General features: G+C 35.8%; 15 protein-coding genes. All 15 read right to left on the bottom strand.

Going from position 1 to position 17283, the window contains the following annotated elements:
- Positions 1-753, bottom strand: coding sequence for a uracil-DNA glycosylase (locus tag NTX65_14345; GenBank protein ID MCX6170522.1), 753 nt, complete (start codon positions 751-753; stop codon positions 1-3).
- 105 nt (positions 754-858) lie between these two features.
- Entirely contained in the window at positions 859-1548 is a 690-nt protein-coding gene (locus NTX65_14340) for a response regulator (GenBank protein MCX6170521.1), read from the bottom strand.
- A gap of 11 nt (positions 1549-1559) precedes the next feature.
- Positions 1560-4208, bottom strand: coding sequence for a sensor histidine kinase KdpD (locus tag NTX65_14335; protein MCX6170520.1), 2649 nt, complete (start codon positions 4206-4208; stop codon positions 1560-1562).
- Between the two features lie 49 nt (positions 4209-4257).
- Positions 4258-6291, bottom strand: coding sequence for a DUF4118 domain-containing protein (locus NTX65_14330; protein ID MCX6170519.1), 2034 nt, complete (start codon positions 6289-6291; stop codon positions 4258-4260).
- Between the two features lie 4 nt (positions 6292-6295).
- Complete coding sequence (kdpC, locus tag NTX65_14325) at positions 6296-6871, bottom strand: potassium-transporting ATPase subunit KdpC (GenBank protein MCX6170518.1); 576 nt, start codon at positions 6869-6871, stop codon at positions 6296-6298.
- Positions 6872-6900: 29 nt separating this feature from the next.
- A complete protein-coding gene (kdpB, locus tag NTX65_14320) occupies positions 6901-8997 on the bottom strand; it encodes a potassium-transporting ATPase subunit KdpB (protein MCX6170517.1) in 2097 nt (698 codons plus the stop codon).
- A 26-nt stretch (positions 8998-9023) separates the two neighbouring features.
- Entirely contained in the window at positions 9024-10718 is a 1695-nt protein-coding gene (kdpA, locus tag NTX65_14315) for a potassium-transporting ATPase subunit KdpA (GenBank protein ID MCX6170516.1), read from the bottom strand.
- A 42-nt stretch (positions 10719-10760) separates the two neighbouring features.
- The gene (gene kdpF / locus NTX65_14310; protein ID MCX6170515.1) at positions 10761-10856 is read right to left on the bottom strand and encodes a K(+)-transporting ATPase subunit F; all 96 of its coding nucleotides are present in this window, start codon (positions 10854-10856) and stop codon (positions 10761-10763) included.
- A 128-nt stretch (positions 10857-10984) separates the two neighbouring features.
- Entirely contained in the window at positions 10985-12073 is a 1089-nt protein-coding gene (locus tag NTX65_14305) for a porin (GenBank protein MCX6170514.1), read from the bottom strand.
- Between the two features lie 55 nt (positions 12074-12128).
- Complete coding sequence (locus NTX65_14300; protein MCX6170513.1) at positions 12129-12401, bottom strand: hypothetical protein; 273 nt, start codon at positions 12399-12401, stop codon at positions 12129-12131.
- A gap of 231 nt (positions 12402-12632) precedes the next feature.
- Entirely contained in the window at positions 12633-12926 is a 294-nt protein-coding gene (locus NTX65_14295; protein MCX6170512.1) for a DNA-directed RNA polymerase subunit omega, read from the bottom strand.
- Between the two features lie 5 nt (positions 12927-12931).
- The gene (gene gmk, locus NTX65_14290) at positions 12932-13504 is read right to left on the bottom strand and encodes a guanylate kinase (GenBank protein MCX6170511.1); all 573 of its coding nucleotides are present in this window, start codon (positions 13502-13504) and stop codon (positions 12932-12934) included.
- 3 nt (positions 13505-13507) lie between these two features.
- Positions 13508-14383: a YicC family protein gene (locus NTX65_14285; GenBank protein ID MCX6170510.1), complete on the bottom strand. Its 876-nt coding sequence runs from the start codon at positions 14381-14383 to the stop codon at positions 13508-13510.
- Between the two features lie 92 nt (positions 14384-14475).
- Complete coding sequence (locus NTX65_14280) at positions 14476-16602, bottom strand: BamA/TamA family outer membrane protein (protein ID MCX6170509.1); 2127 nt, start codon at positions 16600-16602, stop codon at positions 14476-14478.
- A gap of 12 nt (positions 16603-16614) precedes the next feature.
- Positions 16615-17241 (bottom strand): L,D-transpeptidase, encoded by a 627-nt coding sequence (locus tag NTX65_14275; GenBank protein ID MCX6170508.1) that lies wholly within the window; start codon positions 17239-17241, stop codon positions 16615-16617.
- Positions 17242-17283 lie beyond the last annotated feature (42 nt).

The following is a 17283-nucleotide window of genomic DNA, read 5'->3' as shown; positions in this document are numbered from 1 at the left end:
TCAGTTTGCCGTTAATTCATCATAAAGTTTTCTGAATTTTTGAACATCTTCCCAGCAGCCGCGCTTCCAATTTGGATTACGCAGCAAAGCAGCAGGATGATATGTTGCCATTACTTTTATACCGTTAAAATCGTATATACTTTCTCGAAGCTGACCGAGCGATAATTTTTTATCGAGCAGTCCGTTTGCTGCAACTCTTCCCAAACACAAAATAATTTTTGGTTTAATGAGATCAATCTGTTTGTGAAGATAAGGAATACATGTTTCCATCTCGCCGGGCAGAGGATCACGGTTATTCGGTGGTCTGCATTTTAAAATATTTGCAATGTAAACATCTTCTCGCGCAAATTTAACAGCTTTGAGAATGTCGTTAAGAAGTTTGCCGGCACGTCCGACAAATGGCTCCCCTTGCAAATCCTCGTCGCGTCCCGGGGCTTCTCCGATTAACATTGCATCTGCATTGGGATTGCCGACACCGAAAACAAATTTAGTTCTTGTTTTTCCTAGAGCGCATTTCTGGCAATTGCAGATTTGATTATTAAGGTCAGTTAATGATTCCGCTTTTTGAAAATCTTCTACAAATAAATTTTCGACTAAAGAGATTTCACTTTTTACTGTTACTTCATTTGCTATGGTTCTTTTGCTCAAAGCTTCCTCCATAGGTTTATTCACGTCTTCAAGCAAAAAATCACCGAACAGATCCCGCTGATCTTTAATTGCCTCGATTAATAATTTTTTATCGTCTGAATTCAAAATAATAATTTTTGATGGGTTATAAAGAATTTTCTACGGATGAATTTAGTAAAAAAGAAGGTATTTGCGAAAGGGAGTTGTGAATTATTCTCTTAAAAATCTGCATTACTTGATATTTATCATTCGATAACCGATTCCGGATTCAGTAACGATCATTTTGGGATGAGCCGGATCATCTTCAATTTTTTTTCTTAACTGTCCCACGAATACACGTAATGACTGAGATTGCTCAACATAGCTTTGACCCCATACTTCTTTCAATATCAACTGATGTGTTAATACCTTTCCTAAATTTTTCACCAAAAGTATTAGTAATGAATATTCAGTCGCAGTCAATTTAATTTCTTCGTCACTTTTTATAACAGTTCTTGAGACAAGATCAATTTTTAGAGAGCCGTTAACAAATGTACTGCTCTCTTGAATCTGGCTAGCTCTTCTTAAACTAGCTCTTATCCGGGCGAGTAATTCTGCCGTATAGAATGGTTTGGTCAGATAATCATCAGCTCCTAAATCGAGGGCTCTTACTATATCTTCTTCTGAGTTTCTAACAGATAAAATCATCACTGGCAACGAGCTCCACATTCTAATTTCCTGAAGGACAGAAAACCCATCCTGGTCTGGTAAACCTAAATCCAGAATTATAAGATTAGGGTGCGCAGTTGCCGCTTGTATAATTCCGTCTTTACCGTTTTCGGCTTCAATGACTTTATAGTCGTCAGATTCAAGAGTGATTCTCAAGATTTTTCTTATCTGAGATTCGTCATCAATAATCAGTATTACCGGTTTTACACTCATTGTTTTAGATTTTATTTTTGAATCGGAATATTTATAATAAAAACAGCACCACCATCTTTTCTATTTTTTGCCGAAATGCTTCCGGTGTGTGCTTCAATAAATCCTTTAGCAATCGACAATCCAAGTCCGGTTCCGCCGGTTTTGGTTCCGGGTATTCTATAAAATTTTTCAAATAATTTATTAAGTGTTTCCTCAGCAAAACCCGGCCCGTCATCAGAAATTTCAATTACACAATTATTTTTTTCTTCCTTTACTCTAATTTGAATAGTACTATTTTCCGGAGTGTAAATTAACGAATTATGAATAACATTTATCAATGCTTGTTCAAGTAATCCGAAATCGAATTTGAGAAGAGGAATGTTTTCCTGTATCTCTGTTTTTACAGTATGATTAATTAATTCATTATTTAATCTTTTTAAGACACTTTCAATCAAATCCGGAATTTCATGCCAGTCCATTCTTAATTTCATTTGTCCGGATTCCAAACGCGTCATATCAAGCAAATTCTCAACAAGCCGGTTCAATCGTTCGGCGGCAATATTAATTTCTTTACTCAAATTTTTTCTCATCTCTTTATTTTCGGAGATCGAATCATCTGCGAACGAACTGATGCCGCCGATAATTGTTGTGATGGGAGTTTTTAATTCATGAGAAATTGAATTGAATAATGTCTTATATAATTTTTCCGATTCCGAGAAAACCAAAGATTTTTTTGCCAATTCATTTAGAAGTTCTCTTTCAAAATTAATTGTAATTTGATTTACAAACGCTTCAAGAAGAGTTTCTTGTTCAAAATGTAAAGGTTCATCATTTCTGAATTTTAGTCCAATCACTCCGATCTTACTTTTTGCTCCAATTAATGGAATAAATTGAGCATCAGAAGTGGGAAGAGTGTTGGTGAATTTTCCTGCTTTCTGCCCGCCAAAAAAACTCCAATTGGCGATATGCCATTCCAAATCTGCAAATTGAAATGTACTTGCGGAATGTGGCTGCGGAGAAAGTTTTTTTTCATTAACCGGAAATATTACTGCGACATCTGCATCAAAAACTTTTTTAATATTTTTTATGCTGATTTCAATCAGATCGTTAAGGCTTTTTCCTGTAGCCAATTCTTTAAGAAGATTGTAAAGTGCATTTGTACGTTTTTCTCGAATTGTTACCAATTTTTGTTGAGCTTTCAATTTTGAAGTAAGAACACCAGAAATTGTTGCTACAATAAAAAAGACAAATAACATTAACACATCTTCAACTCTGCCTATATGAAGCGTGAATTGCGGCGGAATAAAATAGTAATCCCAGCTAAGAGCACCGATTAACGCGGCAAGAATCATTGGACCCCTGCCAAGATTTAGTAGCGGCATTAATGAAATAACTAAAAGTAGTATTAATGAAACAGTTTGATAACCGATTTGATCCAACAATGAAAAACAAATTAATATCATAGTGCTAATTATTAAAGAAGAAATTAGATACTGATATTTGCCCGATTGAAATTTTGAAATCAGGCTACCTATTATTTTTCTGGAATCTGTCCTTTCACCTCCAACAATATAAATATCAATCTCTCCGCTCTCTTTTAAAAGTCTTTCGCCCACTTTCGATCTACCGGATTCTCTAGATTTACCGACAATTATCTGCGTAACATTATTTTCAGAAGCGATGCGAATTAAAGCATGAACAATATCTATATCATTAGTTATAATAATTTCAGCTCCTAATTCTTTAGCCAATTCAAAATTCTTTTTTAAAGCTTCCTTGTTTTCTTCAGATACTTTTTGATCTGTCTCCACATAAACTGCTAACCATGATGCTTCCATAGTATATGCCAGCCGGCGTGTCCATCGTATTAATTTTGCAGAATAAGGACTGGGACTTATTGCAACCATTAATCTTTGTCCAGACTTCCAGGCACTTGTTATATTCTTTTCGGTTTTATAATCGCGCAATTGGTAATCTACTCGCTCAGCAGTTAGCCGGAGAGCCATTTCACGAAGTGCGGTTAAATTACCTTTGCGGAAGAAATTCTCGATTGCTTGCTGTGATTGCTCTGGAGTGTAAATTTTTCCTTCACTCAATCTTTGCAGAAGTTCATCGGGTGTAATATCAACCAATTCAATTTCATCGGCATTGGCAAATATTGAATCCGGAACTGTCTCTCTAATCTGAGCGCCGGTAATTTGGAAAACTGTTTCAGCACGGCTTTCAAGATGTTGAACATTTAACGTTGTGTAAACATCAATGCCATTATTCAGAATTTCCAAAACATCCTGGAATCGTTTAACATGTCTTGATCCCGGAATATTTGAGTGCGCAAGTTCATCGACCAATACCAACTTCGGTTTGCGAGTTAGAATTGCATCGAGATCCATTTCCTTGAATATTGTTTCTCTATATTCAATTTCTTTTAAAGATAGAGATTCCAATCCTACTAATAAGTTTGCTGTCTCGGTACGGTTGTGAGGTTCAACATAACCGATTACTACATCAATTTTATCTTTTTTAGCTTTAAGCGCGGCTTCTAGCAATGAATAGGTTTTCCCAACACCGGCACACATACCAAAGAAAATCTTAAGCTTTCCTTTTTTCTCTTCAGCGTCTTCTTGTTGATTTGAGTCAAACAGTTTCAATGGATCCGGGCGATTTTCTTCATTTGTGTTCATTTTATTTTATCTAACTCCAAATTTATCCTTAGCACAGTTATATTACTTTTTAAATCCAATTTGCAATCGCAATAGACGAAAGTTTAGATATTGTATTTATCAGATTTCTTTGCTCTAATAAAATGTCTTTATAATTATATTTAAATCCAACAACTCCTATAGTTCCACCGGAAGGAATAGAGAGAGGAAGAAAGAACCAAAGAATCTCTGTTAAATTATCTGTTCCGCAGCCGGCAATTAAATTTTTATTAAATGTCCAATCTGCAACTCCTAATTCTTTCGTATCCAGTACTACATTAGAAGAGCTCTTTGATAAAGTACGAAGATTATTTTTTTCATCTTTCAGCATCATGATGCAATCGGCTTGTACAACTTTACTGATATATTTGATAACGATTCGAGAAAGCTCTTCCTGGATTGATGTTTTGATAATCTTTAAAATATTATCCGGCTGACTGATCGACTTATCAAAATCTTTAAGAATTTCTTCATGCAAAGGAATGTTCAGAAGGTCTTTGCTCAAATCCTCAATCAAGCTCAAGCTCTCTAATCTCATTCTTAATGCTGAATGTTGATTCTTCGATTGATTGATTAATTGGCTCACCAATGAAGAGACAACAAGAAAAATTAATAGACTTATTAAATGTTCCGGTCGGCTGATTGTAAAACTTAACCGCGGTTCAACAAAAAAATAATCATAAAATAAAACGCTCGAGATGGAAGTAAAGATCGCCGGTCCTAAACCGTAAAAGATCGCGGAGATTATAGGCGCAATTATAAATATAATTTCGAAAGAGGGAATTGAGAATAATTTTTCTAGGATGCCGACAATTATGGTAACCGGAATTAGAATTAAAAAAGAAAAAAGATAATTATTGAAATTGAATTTCTTCTTGTCTGTTTTTAATATTTCCGGACTGGCGGAGGCGTCAGTTTCTAAAAATGGTGTAATCAACTGGATATCAAAAGAACTCTGATCGTACATCAGTTTTGATGTTGGAGATCGTTTTAAGAATTCACGAAAACGCGATTTAAGAGGTTTACCAATAAGAACGCGTGTAATATTTTTATCTTTAGCAAAATTTATAATTTCATCGGCTATATCCGAACCGGAAAGTGTAAATATTTTCCCGCCCAAATTTTCAGCAAGGTTCAATGCATCCGAAAGATACGTCTGTTCTTTTTGCGAAAGATCTTTGAATTTCGGAATCGATACATATACGGCAAACCATTCTATTCCGGCATCATTCGCCATATTATAAGCGCGTCTAACTATTTGCTTTGAATACGGACTTGGTGAGACACAGACCATTATTTTATCTACAACATGCCACGGTTTGTCAATCGATTTTGTCTTAATATAATTAAGAAGTTCGCTGTCTATTTTTGTAGCAACTTTTCGAAGCGTAATTTCTCTAAGAGCGTTAAGGTTTCCTTTCCGGAAGAAATTTTCGATTGCACGTTTTGCCTGTTCCGGTAAATAAACCTTTCCCTCTTTCAGTCTTAATAACAATTCTTCCAGCGGAACATCTACTAATTTAATTTCATCGGCTTCATCCAGAATACTATCCGGGATTGTCTCTTGAACTCTAATCCCTGTTACCTGTTCAATAACATCATTTTGACTTTCGAAATGCTGGATATTAACAGTCGTTAAAACATCAATACCGTGTTCAAGAATTTCTTTTACATCCAAGTATCGTTTCGGATGACGGCTGCCAGAAATATTTGTATGTGCTAATTCATCTATAAGAACAGTTTGCGGATTCCTTTTAATGATGGCATCAACATCCATCTCTTCAAAAACCATATCTCTGTAAGGAATTATTCTTCGGGGCAGAACTTCAAGACCTTCAATCAACGCATTTGTTTCTTCTCTTTTATGTGTTTCAACATATCCAACTACAGTATCAAGACCTCTTTTCTTCAGAGCATGTGCTTCAAGGAGCATCGAATAAGTTTTGCCTACACCAGGAGCGTAACCTAAAAATATCTTCAGTGATCCTTTTTTATTTTCAGAACGCTTTATTTCTGCTAAAAGTGCATCCGGGTCGGGTCTTCGATGTTCTGCAGTTTCTTTCATAACATCAATTCATTTTATCTAAGTTCAAATTTAATAAAAGTATATTAACAACCGAATTGCCCAAAAAGCCAAACTGGGGTTTTTCAGTTAACGAATTAATTAATTGAATTAATTTCTCTTTTTTTGAATTATCAAAATTTCTAGCTTTGGCAACTCTCTCAACCTGCAGCATTGCTGATAAAGGTGAAATATGCGGATCCACTCCGCTTGCAGATGCAAAGAACATTTCATTCGGAATAGTTGAAGCATCTTTAACCGTGTTTTTTTCTACAAAAGTTTTCATTCTATCTTCGTAGAGTTGTTTTAACTTGGCGCTCGTTGGTCCAAGATTGCTCCCACCAGAAGGCGCCGGGTTATAATCGATTGCAGACGGTCGGGACCAGAAATATTTATCGCTTTCAAATTTCTGCCCTATTAATTCTGAGCCGATTATCTTACCGTCTTTTTCAATTAAGCTGCCGGATGCTTTTCCGGGAAAAACTATAATTGAAATTAATGTGATAAAGAGCGGGTAAATTATTCCGGTAACAATAGTTATTGCAGCAAAATATTTTATAGTAATTAAAAGTTGTTTTTTCATTTTATTATCTCTCAAATTTTCAAAGTTTATCAGACCAATTTAATTGCATTTATGAATAAGTCTATTAATTTTATTCCGATGAACGGAACGATCAATCCTCCAACACCATAGACCCAAATATTTCTTCTTAAGATAGCCGCGGCTCCCTGCGGTCTGTATTTTACACCTTTAAGAGCCAGCGGAATTAAAAGGACAATAATCAACGCATTAAAAATTACTGCGCTTAATATTGCGCTTTGAGGAGTTGCAAGTTTCATTATATTAAGAGCTGAAAGCGGCCCATCCGTAAAATGTGTTGCGTAAAGGAAAGTTGATATTGCCGGAATGATGGCAAAATATTTTGCCACGTCATTCGCTATACTGAATGTTGTGAGGGAGCCGCGCGTCATTAATAACTGTTTGCCGATTTCTACAACTTCAATAAGCTTTGTCGGATTACTATCGAGATCAATCATGTTACCTGCTTCGCGTGCAGCCTGCGTTCCGCTGTTCATTGCTATACCGACATCGGCTTGAGCAAGTGCCGGTGCATCATTCGTTCCGTCGCCGATCATACCTACCATTCTGCCGCCGGTTTGTTCTTCACGGATACGTTTTAGTTTATCTTCAGGTTTAGCTTCAGCTATAAAATCATCTACTCCTGCTTCTGCCGCAATTGCTGTTGCTGTAAGCGGATTATCGCCGGTTATCATGACTGTTTTGATTCCCATTTTTCTCAACTGTGCAAACCGTTCTTTTATACCGCCTTTTACAATATCTTTTAGTTCGATAACTCCGAGCACTTCAAAATTTTCCGCAACTACAAGCGGCGTAGAACCGGCTTTGGAAAAATTGTCTACTATCTGCTGAACATCGGGACTAAAAATTCCGCCGTTGCTCTCAACATATTTTTTGATTGCATCCGCCGAACCTTTACGTATAATTCTTTTTGATTCACCGTTCGAAGGATGAATATCCACACCGCTCATTCTCGTTTGAGCGCTGAACGGAATAAAATGTGCATCCAATTTTGAAATGTCTCTTCCTCTCAAACCGAATTTTTCCTTTGCAAGAACTACAATAGATCTTCCTTCAGGTGTTTCATCGGATAAAGAAGAAAGCTGAGCTGCGTCCGCTAAACTTTCATTAGATACCCCTTTTACAGGAATGAATACGGAAGCCATTCTATTCCCTAATGTGATTGTACCGGTCTTATCAAGAAGGAGAACATCTATATCGCCAGCAGCTTCAACTGCTCTTCCGCTCATGGCTATTACATTATGACCCAGTAATCGATCCATACCGCTGATACCAATCGCGCTTAACAAACCACCGATTGTAGTAGGGATCAAACAAACTAAAAGTGCAACAAGAACCGGTACAGAAACAATATCACTAACATTCACAGAACCTGTCTGATGGTATTCAATAAAAACTCTTATAGTTAGAACGACAAGTAAAAATACAAGGTTGAATCCGGCGATAAGGGTGGAGAGTGCAATTTCGTTTGGAGTTTTTTTACGTTTTGCACTTTCAACAAGTGAAATCATTTTGTCTAAATAAGTTCCACCTGGATCGGCAGTAATTTTAATTACTATTCTATCGCTGATAACTCTTGTTCCGCCGGTAACAACGCTCCTATCGTCGCCGCTTTCTCGTATTACCGGAGCGGATTCACCGGTTAGAGCAGATTCATCAATACTTGCCGCACCTTCTATTACAACTCCATCGGACGGAATAATATTTCCCGCTTCACAAACAACAAGATCACCGATTCGAAGTTCAACTGCAGAAACATTTATTTCTTTGCCGTTAGATAACTTTCTGGCAATTGTTAGAGTGCGGGTTTTTCGGAGGTTTTCTGACTGAGCTTTTCCTCTTCCCTCTGCAACAGCTTCTGCAAAATTGGCAAACAAAACAGTGAACCAAAGCCAAATAATTATTTGCAGATTGAATCCTGAGAAAGTACCGATGAAAATATTTTTAAAAAAGAATATCGTTGAAAGAAGAGCACCAACAGCTACAATAAACATAACAGGATTCTTTACTAAAAATTTTGGATTCAGCTTCTTGAAAGAATCTATTATAGCTTGGGTAATTATTTTTTTGTCGAAAAGTTTCCTACTGATAGATTTATTTGAGTTCATTTTCATATTCCTATTTTTCAAAGCATTTAAAAAGTAATTCCCTGCCCCATAAGCAGATGCTCGATAATGGGACCGAACGATAACGCCGGGAAGAAAGTCAACGCTCCAACAATTAGAATTACGCCAACTAGTAGAAGACCAAACAGAAAATTTTCTGTTGAAAGAGTTCCAGATGAAGCGGGTGTAATATTTTTCTTCACGAGACTTCCGGAAATAATCATCACCGGAATCAGCACACCGAATCTACCGATGAACATTCCGAGTGCCATCATTAAATTATAAAACGTGGTGTTAGCATTTAATCCTGCGAATGCACTGCCGTTGTTTCCAGCCGCGGAAGAAAAAGCATAAAGTATTTCAGAATAACCATGCGGTCCTGCATTAGCGAGACTTGATAATCCTGCAGTAGTTTTCATTGCGATTGCTGAAAAGAGAAGGATAACTGCACTTGGCAATAGTATTGCAACAATCGACCATTTCACTTCTCTCGATTCGATCTTCTTACCCAAATATTCTGGAGTTCTACCAATCATTAATCCCGCGATAAAAACAGTAAGAAATACAAAAAGCAATATTCCGTAGAGACCACATCCGACTCCGCCGAAAATAATTTCACCAATCTCCATATTAAATAGTGTGATCATTCCTGCAAGAGGAGATAAACTGCTGTGCATCGCATTAACCGAACCATTCGATGCAGATGTTGTAGCAGTTGACCAGAGGACACTGTTGGCTACTCCGAAGCGGGATTCTTTTCCTTCCATCAATCCGCTTGTATGAAATATTGGATTAGTTGAATATTCCGAGTAGATCGAAACAGACAATCCCGCAACAAAAAGGAAAAGCATAACACCGTAAATTACCCATGCATGTTTTTTCGAACCGATCATTCTGCCGAAAGTAAATACTAAAGATGCAGAGATTAAAAGTATTCCAAGCACTTGGATGAAATTTGAAAATGGTGTTGGATTTTCGAATGGGAACGCGCTGTTTGTATTAAAAAAACCTCCGCCATTTGTTCCCAACATTTTTATTGCGATCTGAGACGCTGCCGGACCCAAAGGAATTACCTGCTTAGCTCCTTCAAGCATCGTTACTTCTTTATAAGAAGAAAAAGTTTGTACAACTCCTTGGCTGACTAATACTAAAGCCCAAATTATAGCCAGCGGTAAAAGTATATAAATTGTTGAGCGGGTTAAGTCCACCCAGAAATTTCCAAGCGTATTTCCTTTTCTAGTTTTCAGAGCGCGTATTAAAACTAACAAAACGGCAATTGCAGTTGCTGCGCTTACAAAATTTTGAACTGCTAATCCGATCATTTGAACAAAATATCCCAGCGTTGTTTCTCCACCATAAGACTGCCAGTTAGTATTTGTTACAAAACTAACAGCAGTGTTTATTGCAAGTGTTAGTTCGACATTCGGAAGTCCTTGCGGATTTAACGGCAGATACGATTGAATTAGCTGAATTACTATCAAAAATAATATTCCGAAAAGATTGAAAGCCATCAATGCAAAAGTATACACCTTCCAATCCATCTCTTCTGATGGATTAATTCTGGAGAATTTATAAATAAACGATTCAACTTTTCCGAATACCGGGGTCAAAAAACTTTTCTCCCCTTTTAATACTTTTGCGAAGAAGCCGCCCAACAAAGGCGCTAGTGCCGTTAAAACAACTATGTAAAAAATTAACTGAATTATTTCATGTGTCGTTATCATTGTTAATCACCTGTTTGTTATTATGGCATTGCCATGACTATGTCAAAATTTTTCGGGTTTAATTAATGTGTAAATCACATACACAAAAAGAGCTAATGCCACGATCAATGTAAGAACCAATTCAAATGTACTTTCCATTTTTACTCCCAAATGTTGGTCAAAACTTATTTTAATTATTATAAAGACACTGTTAAGAAACACCTTGCGATATAAAGATTTTATAAAGATATTTTGTTTTTAACACAATTTTGTTATTCCCTTCATTACTAAAATGAAATAACAGAACTTATCAGTATAGTATTCTGGTCGTTTTTTGTCCCAATCTTATTGCCTTCATCAAAAACTTTTACATTTGACCAGTCTCTTCTATATTCCAAACGTACCAGTAAGTTGGGAAAAAATTTCTGTTCATACGTAAGAGTAATTTCTTTTAAATCCTGCACAGTACCTGTAGTAAATCCATAAGGATCGGAGTATGCTTCACATCTTAACGCTAAGGCAGAAGTTTCGTAGAAAGAATATTTTCCAGTTACAGCAATCCCTTTCCAGATTGCAAGTTCTCCGTTCGCTTGTTTCTCGTATCCATAATCAGCATTAAAAGAAAGGAAGAATTTATCTGACAATGTTAAATTTATAATTGTATCGAATACATTTCTAGCATTTACAGTTAATGAATCCGGCTGCTCAATACCGCCAATCCAATTTTCAATAATGGTTAGATTACTAACCGGAGACCAATTTATCGTAGCGCCTGCAGTTTTTTCCTTGTTATTATCATTCATAAAATTCCAGCCGTTATAGATATATCCGGTAAGGGATAGATTATCGAGCACGGGATACGAAGCGCAAATTCCAACATGGTAATAAGGAACTGCGTATGCGAATAGTAACGATCTGCTATAATTTGGATTTAGATTTGATTCAATGACTTCTTCACCCATATGTGTAAGCATTTTACCTGCATTGACGGTCAATCCTTTTCCTATAGGTAATAATGCAGTTACATATGCCTGCTGCAAAAAGTTTAAAGACTTATTCTGTTCTGCGCTTTGAACGATATCTGCCGTAGAACCAAATGCAAGTTCCAGTTTAAATCCTATTGGAAAAGCCTGCTTTTGAATTGTCAATTTTGCCAGACTAACATTAAACTGGTTTTCGGCTACATCAAAATTTCGATATTTATTCTCTTTGTTCACCGGATTAGAAAAATTATTTGAGTAATAAACATCCAATAGCCCATTTATTGTTGTTTTAAACGTATCCTCTGAATCCTGCGGATAGATAACAGTTTGAGTGCTTACTGCAATCAAACAAACAAAAAATAATTTTTTGAGTATTGACAAAATGGTTTTCATGTGTTGCCTATTATTATTAATAATTAGTTAGATATAATTTCATTTTCCCTAATTCTTACTTGAACACCCTATCCTTTACAACATCATATAAAAAATAGATAGCAAAAAAGACCGTAACTGTTATTGAAGGAATAAATAAAACCAGATATGCAAACGAGAGAAAAAAAGGTGATATATTTTTAAGATTGTCAGGTAGATCGGTAAAATAAGCAGCGTACTTATCCGGATGTAATTTTGCAAGCAGTAATGAAATAGCAGCCCATAGGATATAAGCGGCTAGGACTAATCTTGATTTATTTTTCATGAATGATTTTTTTAAATCAATCATTGATCTATCCCGTACCATGAAATTTTCAAATATTAGATTCATCGTAATATTCTCTCTTAATTTCGCGGCAAAGATAATTTTTGATTTATAATGAGGCTGTTAAATGAGTGCCAACCTGCGTAAAAAAATTGTTAAGATGAGATTGGTCTTAAAAGAGTGGTTGGAGGATTGGAATAAAAAAAAGCGGAGATGCTTTTAAGTATCTCCGCTTTTGAAAAACAACTCCGGTGGTTACTTTATGTCTTTATACCTGTATTCAATTTTATTATCAACTAACTCTTTAAGCGCTTGAATATGGGCTTTTTCCCTTTTTTCAAAATCAAGAGAAAGTTTCATTTGTTCCGGATTTTCTCTCTCTTCGAATTCATCTTCATGCCCGGTAGTCATTGTACTTAGCAATGAATTGAATTCAGTTTTATTATCGTCGTTAATTTTACGAGCGCGCCTTGCAGCAATGATAACAGCTTCATAAAGATTCGGGATACTTGCTTTTATCTTCGTCAAATTAATTGGTTTTATTGCCATGATTATTACTCCTTTGTTAATTCTTTTTCAATAATTCTTTTTACTTCTATTTTTGCTTGTGCCAGATCAATATTGGAAACTATATAATCGAACTTATCTTTAAAACTCAATTCCATTTCAGCGCGTTCAATTCTTTTATTCAGATCATCGTCTGTTTCTGTATTACGATTTTTCAATCTTTTGTTCAATTCTTCAATGCTTGGCGGTGCAATAAAGATTAAAACAGAATTTGAATATTTTTTCTTTATTCTAAGCGCGCCTTTTACATCAACTTCATAAACTGTTGAAATTCCTTTTGCCAGCATTCCGTCAACAAAACTTTTCAATGTACCGTAATAATAATCGTAAAATTTCTCCCACTCAACAAATTCGCCGGTTTCTATTTTCTTTTGAAACTCTTCTTCATTTATGAAAAAATAATCAATCCCGTCTTTCTCATTCGATCTTTTCTTTCTTGTTGTTGCCGAGATCGAAAAAACAAAATCCGGATAATTCTTCAGCACATCACGGACTATAGTAGTTTTGCCGGAACCGCTAGGCGCAGAAAATACGAATAGTTTTGCTTTATAATTTGCCACGCTTTACTCAATGTTCTGAATTTGTTCCCGGATTTTTTCTATCTCTTCTTTTATTGAAATTCCGCTGTGAGAAATCTCGGATGAAACCGATTTAGAGTTAATTGTATTTGCTTCACGGTTCATTTCCTGAACTATGAAGTTCAGTTTCCGTCCGGCATCGTCGGATTTTGCAATAGTATCTAAAAACATTTTTATATGACTATGTAATCTCACACATTCTTCAGTAACATCGGCACGTTCGGCTATTAGAGCAAGTTCCATATTAAGCCGATCTTCGTTGTTGGAAAACTCGGCTACTAATTGTTTTGCTTTCTCTTTTATTTTTTCAAAATATGCTTTTACACTTTGATCTGAAGCGCTCTCAATTTTATTAAGAGCGTCCTCAATTATCTGGACTCTCTTACGAAGTTCTTTTTCAAGTTCCTTTCCTTCAGCTTCACGCATGCTGTTCAGATTATCAATTGCACCGTCAATAGCTTCCACTACTAAACCGAATTCTTCACTTGCCTGTTCGTTATCGTCTTTGAATAACATATTTTGAAAGAGCATCAGATCGGTCAGTTTCAACTTTTCGGTTATCTTCGCGGATTTTTTAATTTCTTTCAGAAGTTTGACCGCAAACTTAACTGCAGTCGGATCTATTTCATTGAATTTTTCTTCAAAGTCGCCTTTACGGACGGTAACATTAAGATAAACTTTGCCCCGTTTGATGCGGCTTTTTACTTTTTCACGGACTTCAAATTCTTTATTCATTAAAAATTTTGGAACACGGAGAGATAGATCTAAATACCGGCTGTTGAGACTTTTGATCTCGGCTTCAATTGTAATATCCTTTTTCTGGACTATACCTTTGCCATAGCCAGTCATACTTGAAATCATCCGGAATCCTTAAAAAAGTGATGCCAAATTTATGGAAAAATGGGATGGTAAACAAAAAAACGATTCAGCCTAATCATAACACCGGAAAACAGTTAAAATGCTTCACCAATTCCAATATGGAACTGCAAAACTTCTTTCCATAATTGTTTTTGAGAGATTGGACGGCGATCGTTCGGGTCGTAAACTTTAAATCCAAAATCGATTCTGAAGGGTGCAAAATCAGAATAATAGCGGAAACCAAATCCTGCCGCAACCGCAATTCCATCAAAGCGTAATTCTTTACTATTGTTCCATGTATTACCGTAATCAATAAAAAGAGCGGAACCAAAACGGCCGAATAATCTGTTGCGTGTTTCAATTGAACCTTCAAAGAGAAAAAAACCGCCGGTTGCCGCGCCTCTAACAAGAATTGCTTCGATATCTTCCTGTGTAAGATTTTCGTTGAGATTAAACTCTTCATTTCTGGGAACGAGCTGACGTGTAGACCAACCCCGCACAGAGTTACTGCCGCCCGCATATAACCTTTGATTCAAGGAAATGTTGGCTTTGTCACCATGGTATGTGAAAATTTGTCCAACTTTAAATTTCATTCCTAGCGAATTAAATTTTGAGTCGTAAACCGGAAGATAGAATGATGAAGTGAAAACCGTTTTGAAAAACAAAGGTCTATTAAATTCCGAATTTGAGATTCTGCTAAAGAGGTACGGTATCGAGTTACCATCTTCGACCAAAAATGAAATGGCATAACCTCTTGTTGGAAAGAACAAATCGTCTGTTTTATTTGCACCAAGATTAGCACCAATTACCGCATTCGTGTTTGCGGATATCAATTTACCGCCAAGCGTATTATCCAATTTTAATACTGCCAACGAATCAGCTATACTCTTGGGATAGCCCTGAAAAAATTGATAAGAAGTACTCATCAGACTAATTAGATAATCGGGCTTGTAAGAATATTCGGTACGTTCAATATTAAAATATGCATTGAAAGAATTGAAGTAAGCAAATTGCGGCAGTTCAAAATCAAAGCTCAGCTTACTTCCGTAAAGAGTTGAATTGTATTCATTTTTTCTTTTTTGAGATGTAAGATAAACTTCAAATTTTGTATTGATCGGTTCTCCAAAAAGATAAGGCTGTTCAAGTGTAATACGTGCATCGGCGTAACCGTAAAAAGTTGAATCTGCGAAAGACGGATGTTTCAAGAATTCAGAAATATTTTGTGCTGCGATTGAGGTTGCGAAAGTAATTTTTCGTGCGCCTCCAAAAAAATTTTTCTTGATAAGGTTTAATCCAAGACCAAGATTAAAAGTATTGTCTTCATTGTTAACAATTATCTCGGGCGAAAGCTCATGCATCAGCCCGATCTCTGCGGTAATATTGAGTGGAACATTAATTCCGCTTGTATCGGCTATAATACCATTAACGGATGCTTGTGTGAATAAATTTGTCCTGAAAAGACGAACAATACCTCTCTGGTTTTCATAATTACTGTACCAGCTTCCTGTTTTTATACCGACTATTTCTTTTAACAAATCATCATCAACCAGGTCAGCACCTTTGCCTGAGCGCTGAGTCTTTATGTCGCTAATTTTATAACGGTTGCCCGTATCAAATTGCAGTTCAACATCCACATAATTTTTCATCGTATCAATAACAACTTTTGGACGATCTATTTTTACCAGCATATAACCGTGATCGCGTAAAAAGTTTGTAATGTAATTTTTCTTCTCATCAACTATTGCATCTTCATAAACAGTTGCGGTATCAATATGAATATAATCTCCAAGCGTCTTCTGGTATTCAGGTGCAATCCATTCCAAACCCTTGAACACAAATGATCTGAAATGAGCAGGCTGCGATTCTGTAATTGTATATGTAAGAGACGCGCTGTTGTCAGAAGTATCCAGATTGTAATGAGATTTTACCCGAGTCTTAAAATATCCTTTTGATTGGTAGAATCCTTTTAAAGCATTTAAATCATTAGGAACAATTAGAGAATCAAAATAAATAGCTTTACCACCAATACTGGAAAATTTATTAACGAATTGAAAGAACCAGTTTGGCGATTCTTTAGATTGAATAATTAGACTTAAGTCGGAAGAAGAAAAAGCATCATTCCCTTCGAATAGTATTTTTGAAAGCTCATATTTTTTATTCGTTTGTGCAAAGAGCACAAGTGAAAAAAGAAAAAATATTATAAGCCAGTATTTAATTTTCAATTCACCAATCCGCTAATAAGTTATTTTAACCGGTGTACCTATTTTGATAATCGAATATAATTCGTCAATATTTTCATTGCTAACTGCTATTGAGCCGTTTGTCCAATTAAATGAGAACGGCAGATTTTTGAAAATTATGTTATAGGTTCCTATTCCGTGAATGCCTACATCGGAGCCGAGTTTAGTTTCTTTAGGCGGACATTCGTTATTCTTAACTGAAAGTAAAATTACATTCATTTCATCGGCAAAGATATATTTCTGTTTGAACGCTTCGGCGGCATCGTGTTCATTTGGATAATTCAAGTGCAAGAATTTATGATATTTTGAGACCGTATCTATTGCACAAATCTTATACTCACCGATCGGTGTTACATTATCTGTTGAAGAAGTTTTCAACGTACTTGAATTCTTACCGAAAACTGCTTTATATGTTTTAATTAAAATTTTATCCGAATATAATTCAATTCTGTAATTTTTACGGTCTATAACCAAACGAACATCGTTAAGTTTTGTTAAACCCTTTTCAAGAAGCGCTTCTTGCAGAGTAATTTCCCGCAAATTGAGAATTACTCCGTACAGAATTAATCCCGCAAAAAAGAGGACCATACTTCCGGAAATATATAAAATATTTTTTAGCACTATATTCTTGCCGGTTATGTGTGGCTAAGATATAATTATCTA

Source organism: Ignavibacteriales bacterium (genome assembly GCA_026390795.1).
In the GTDB taxonomy this organism is placed as follows: domain Bacteria; phylum Bacteroidota; class Ignavibacteria; order Ignavibacteriales; family Melioribacteraceae; genus Fen-1258.
The sequence above is the reverse complement of the archived record's forward strand: the minus strand, read 5'-3'. Positions and strand labels throughout refer to the sequence as shown.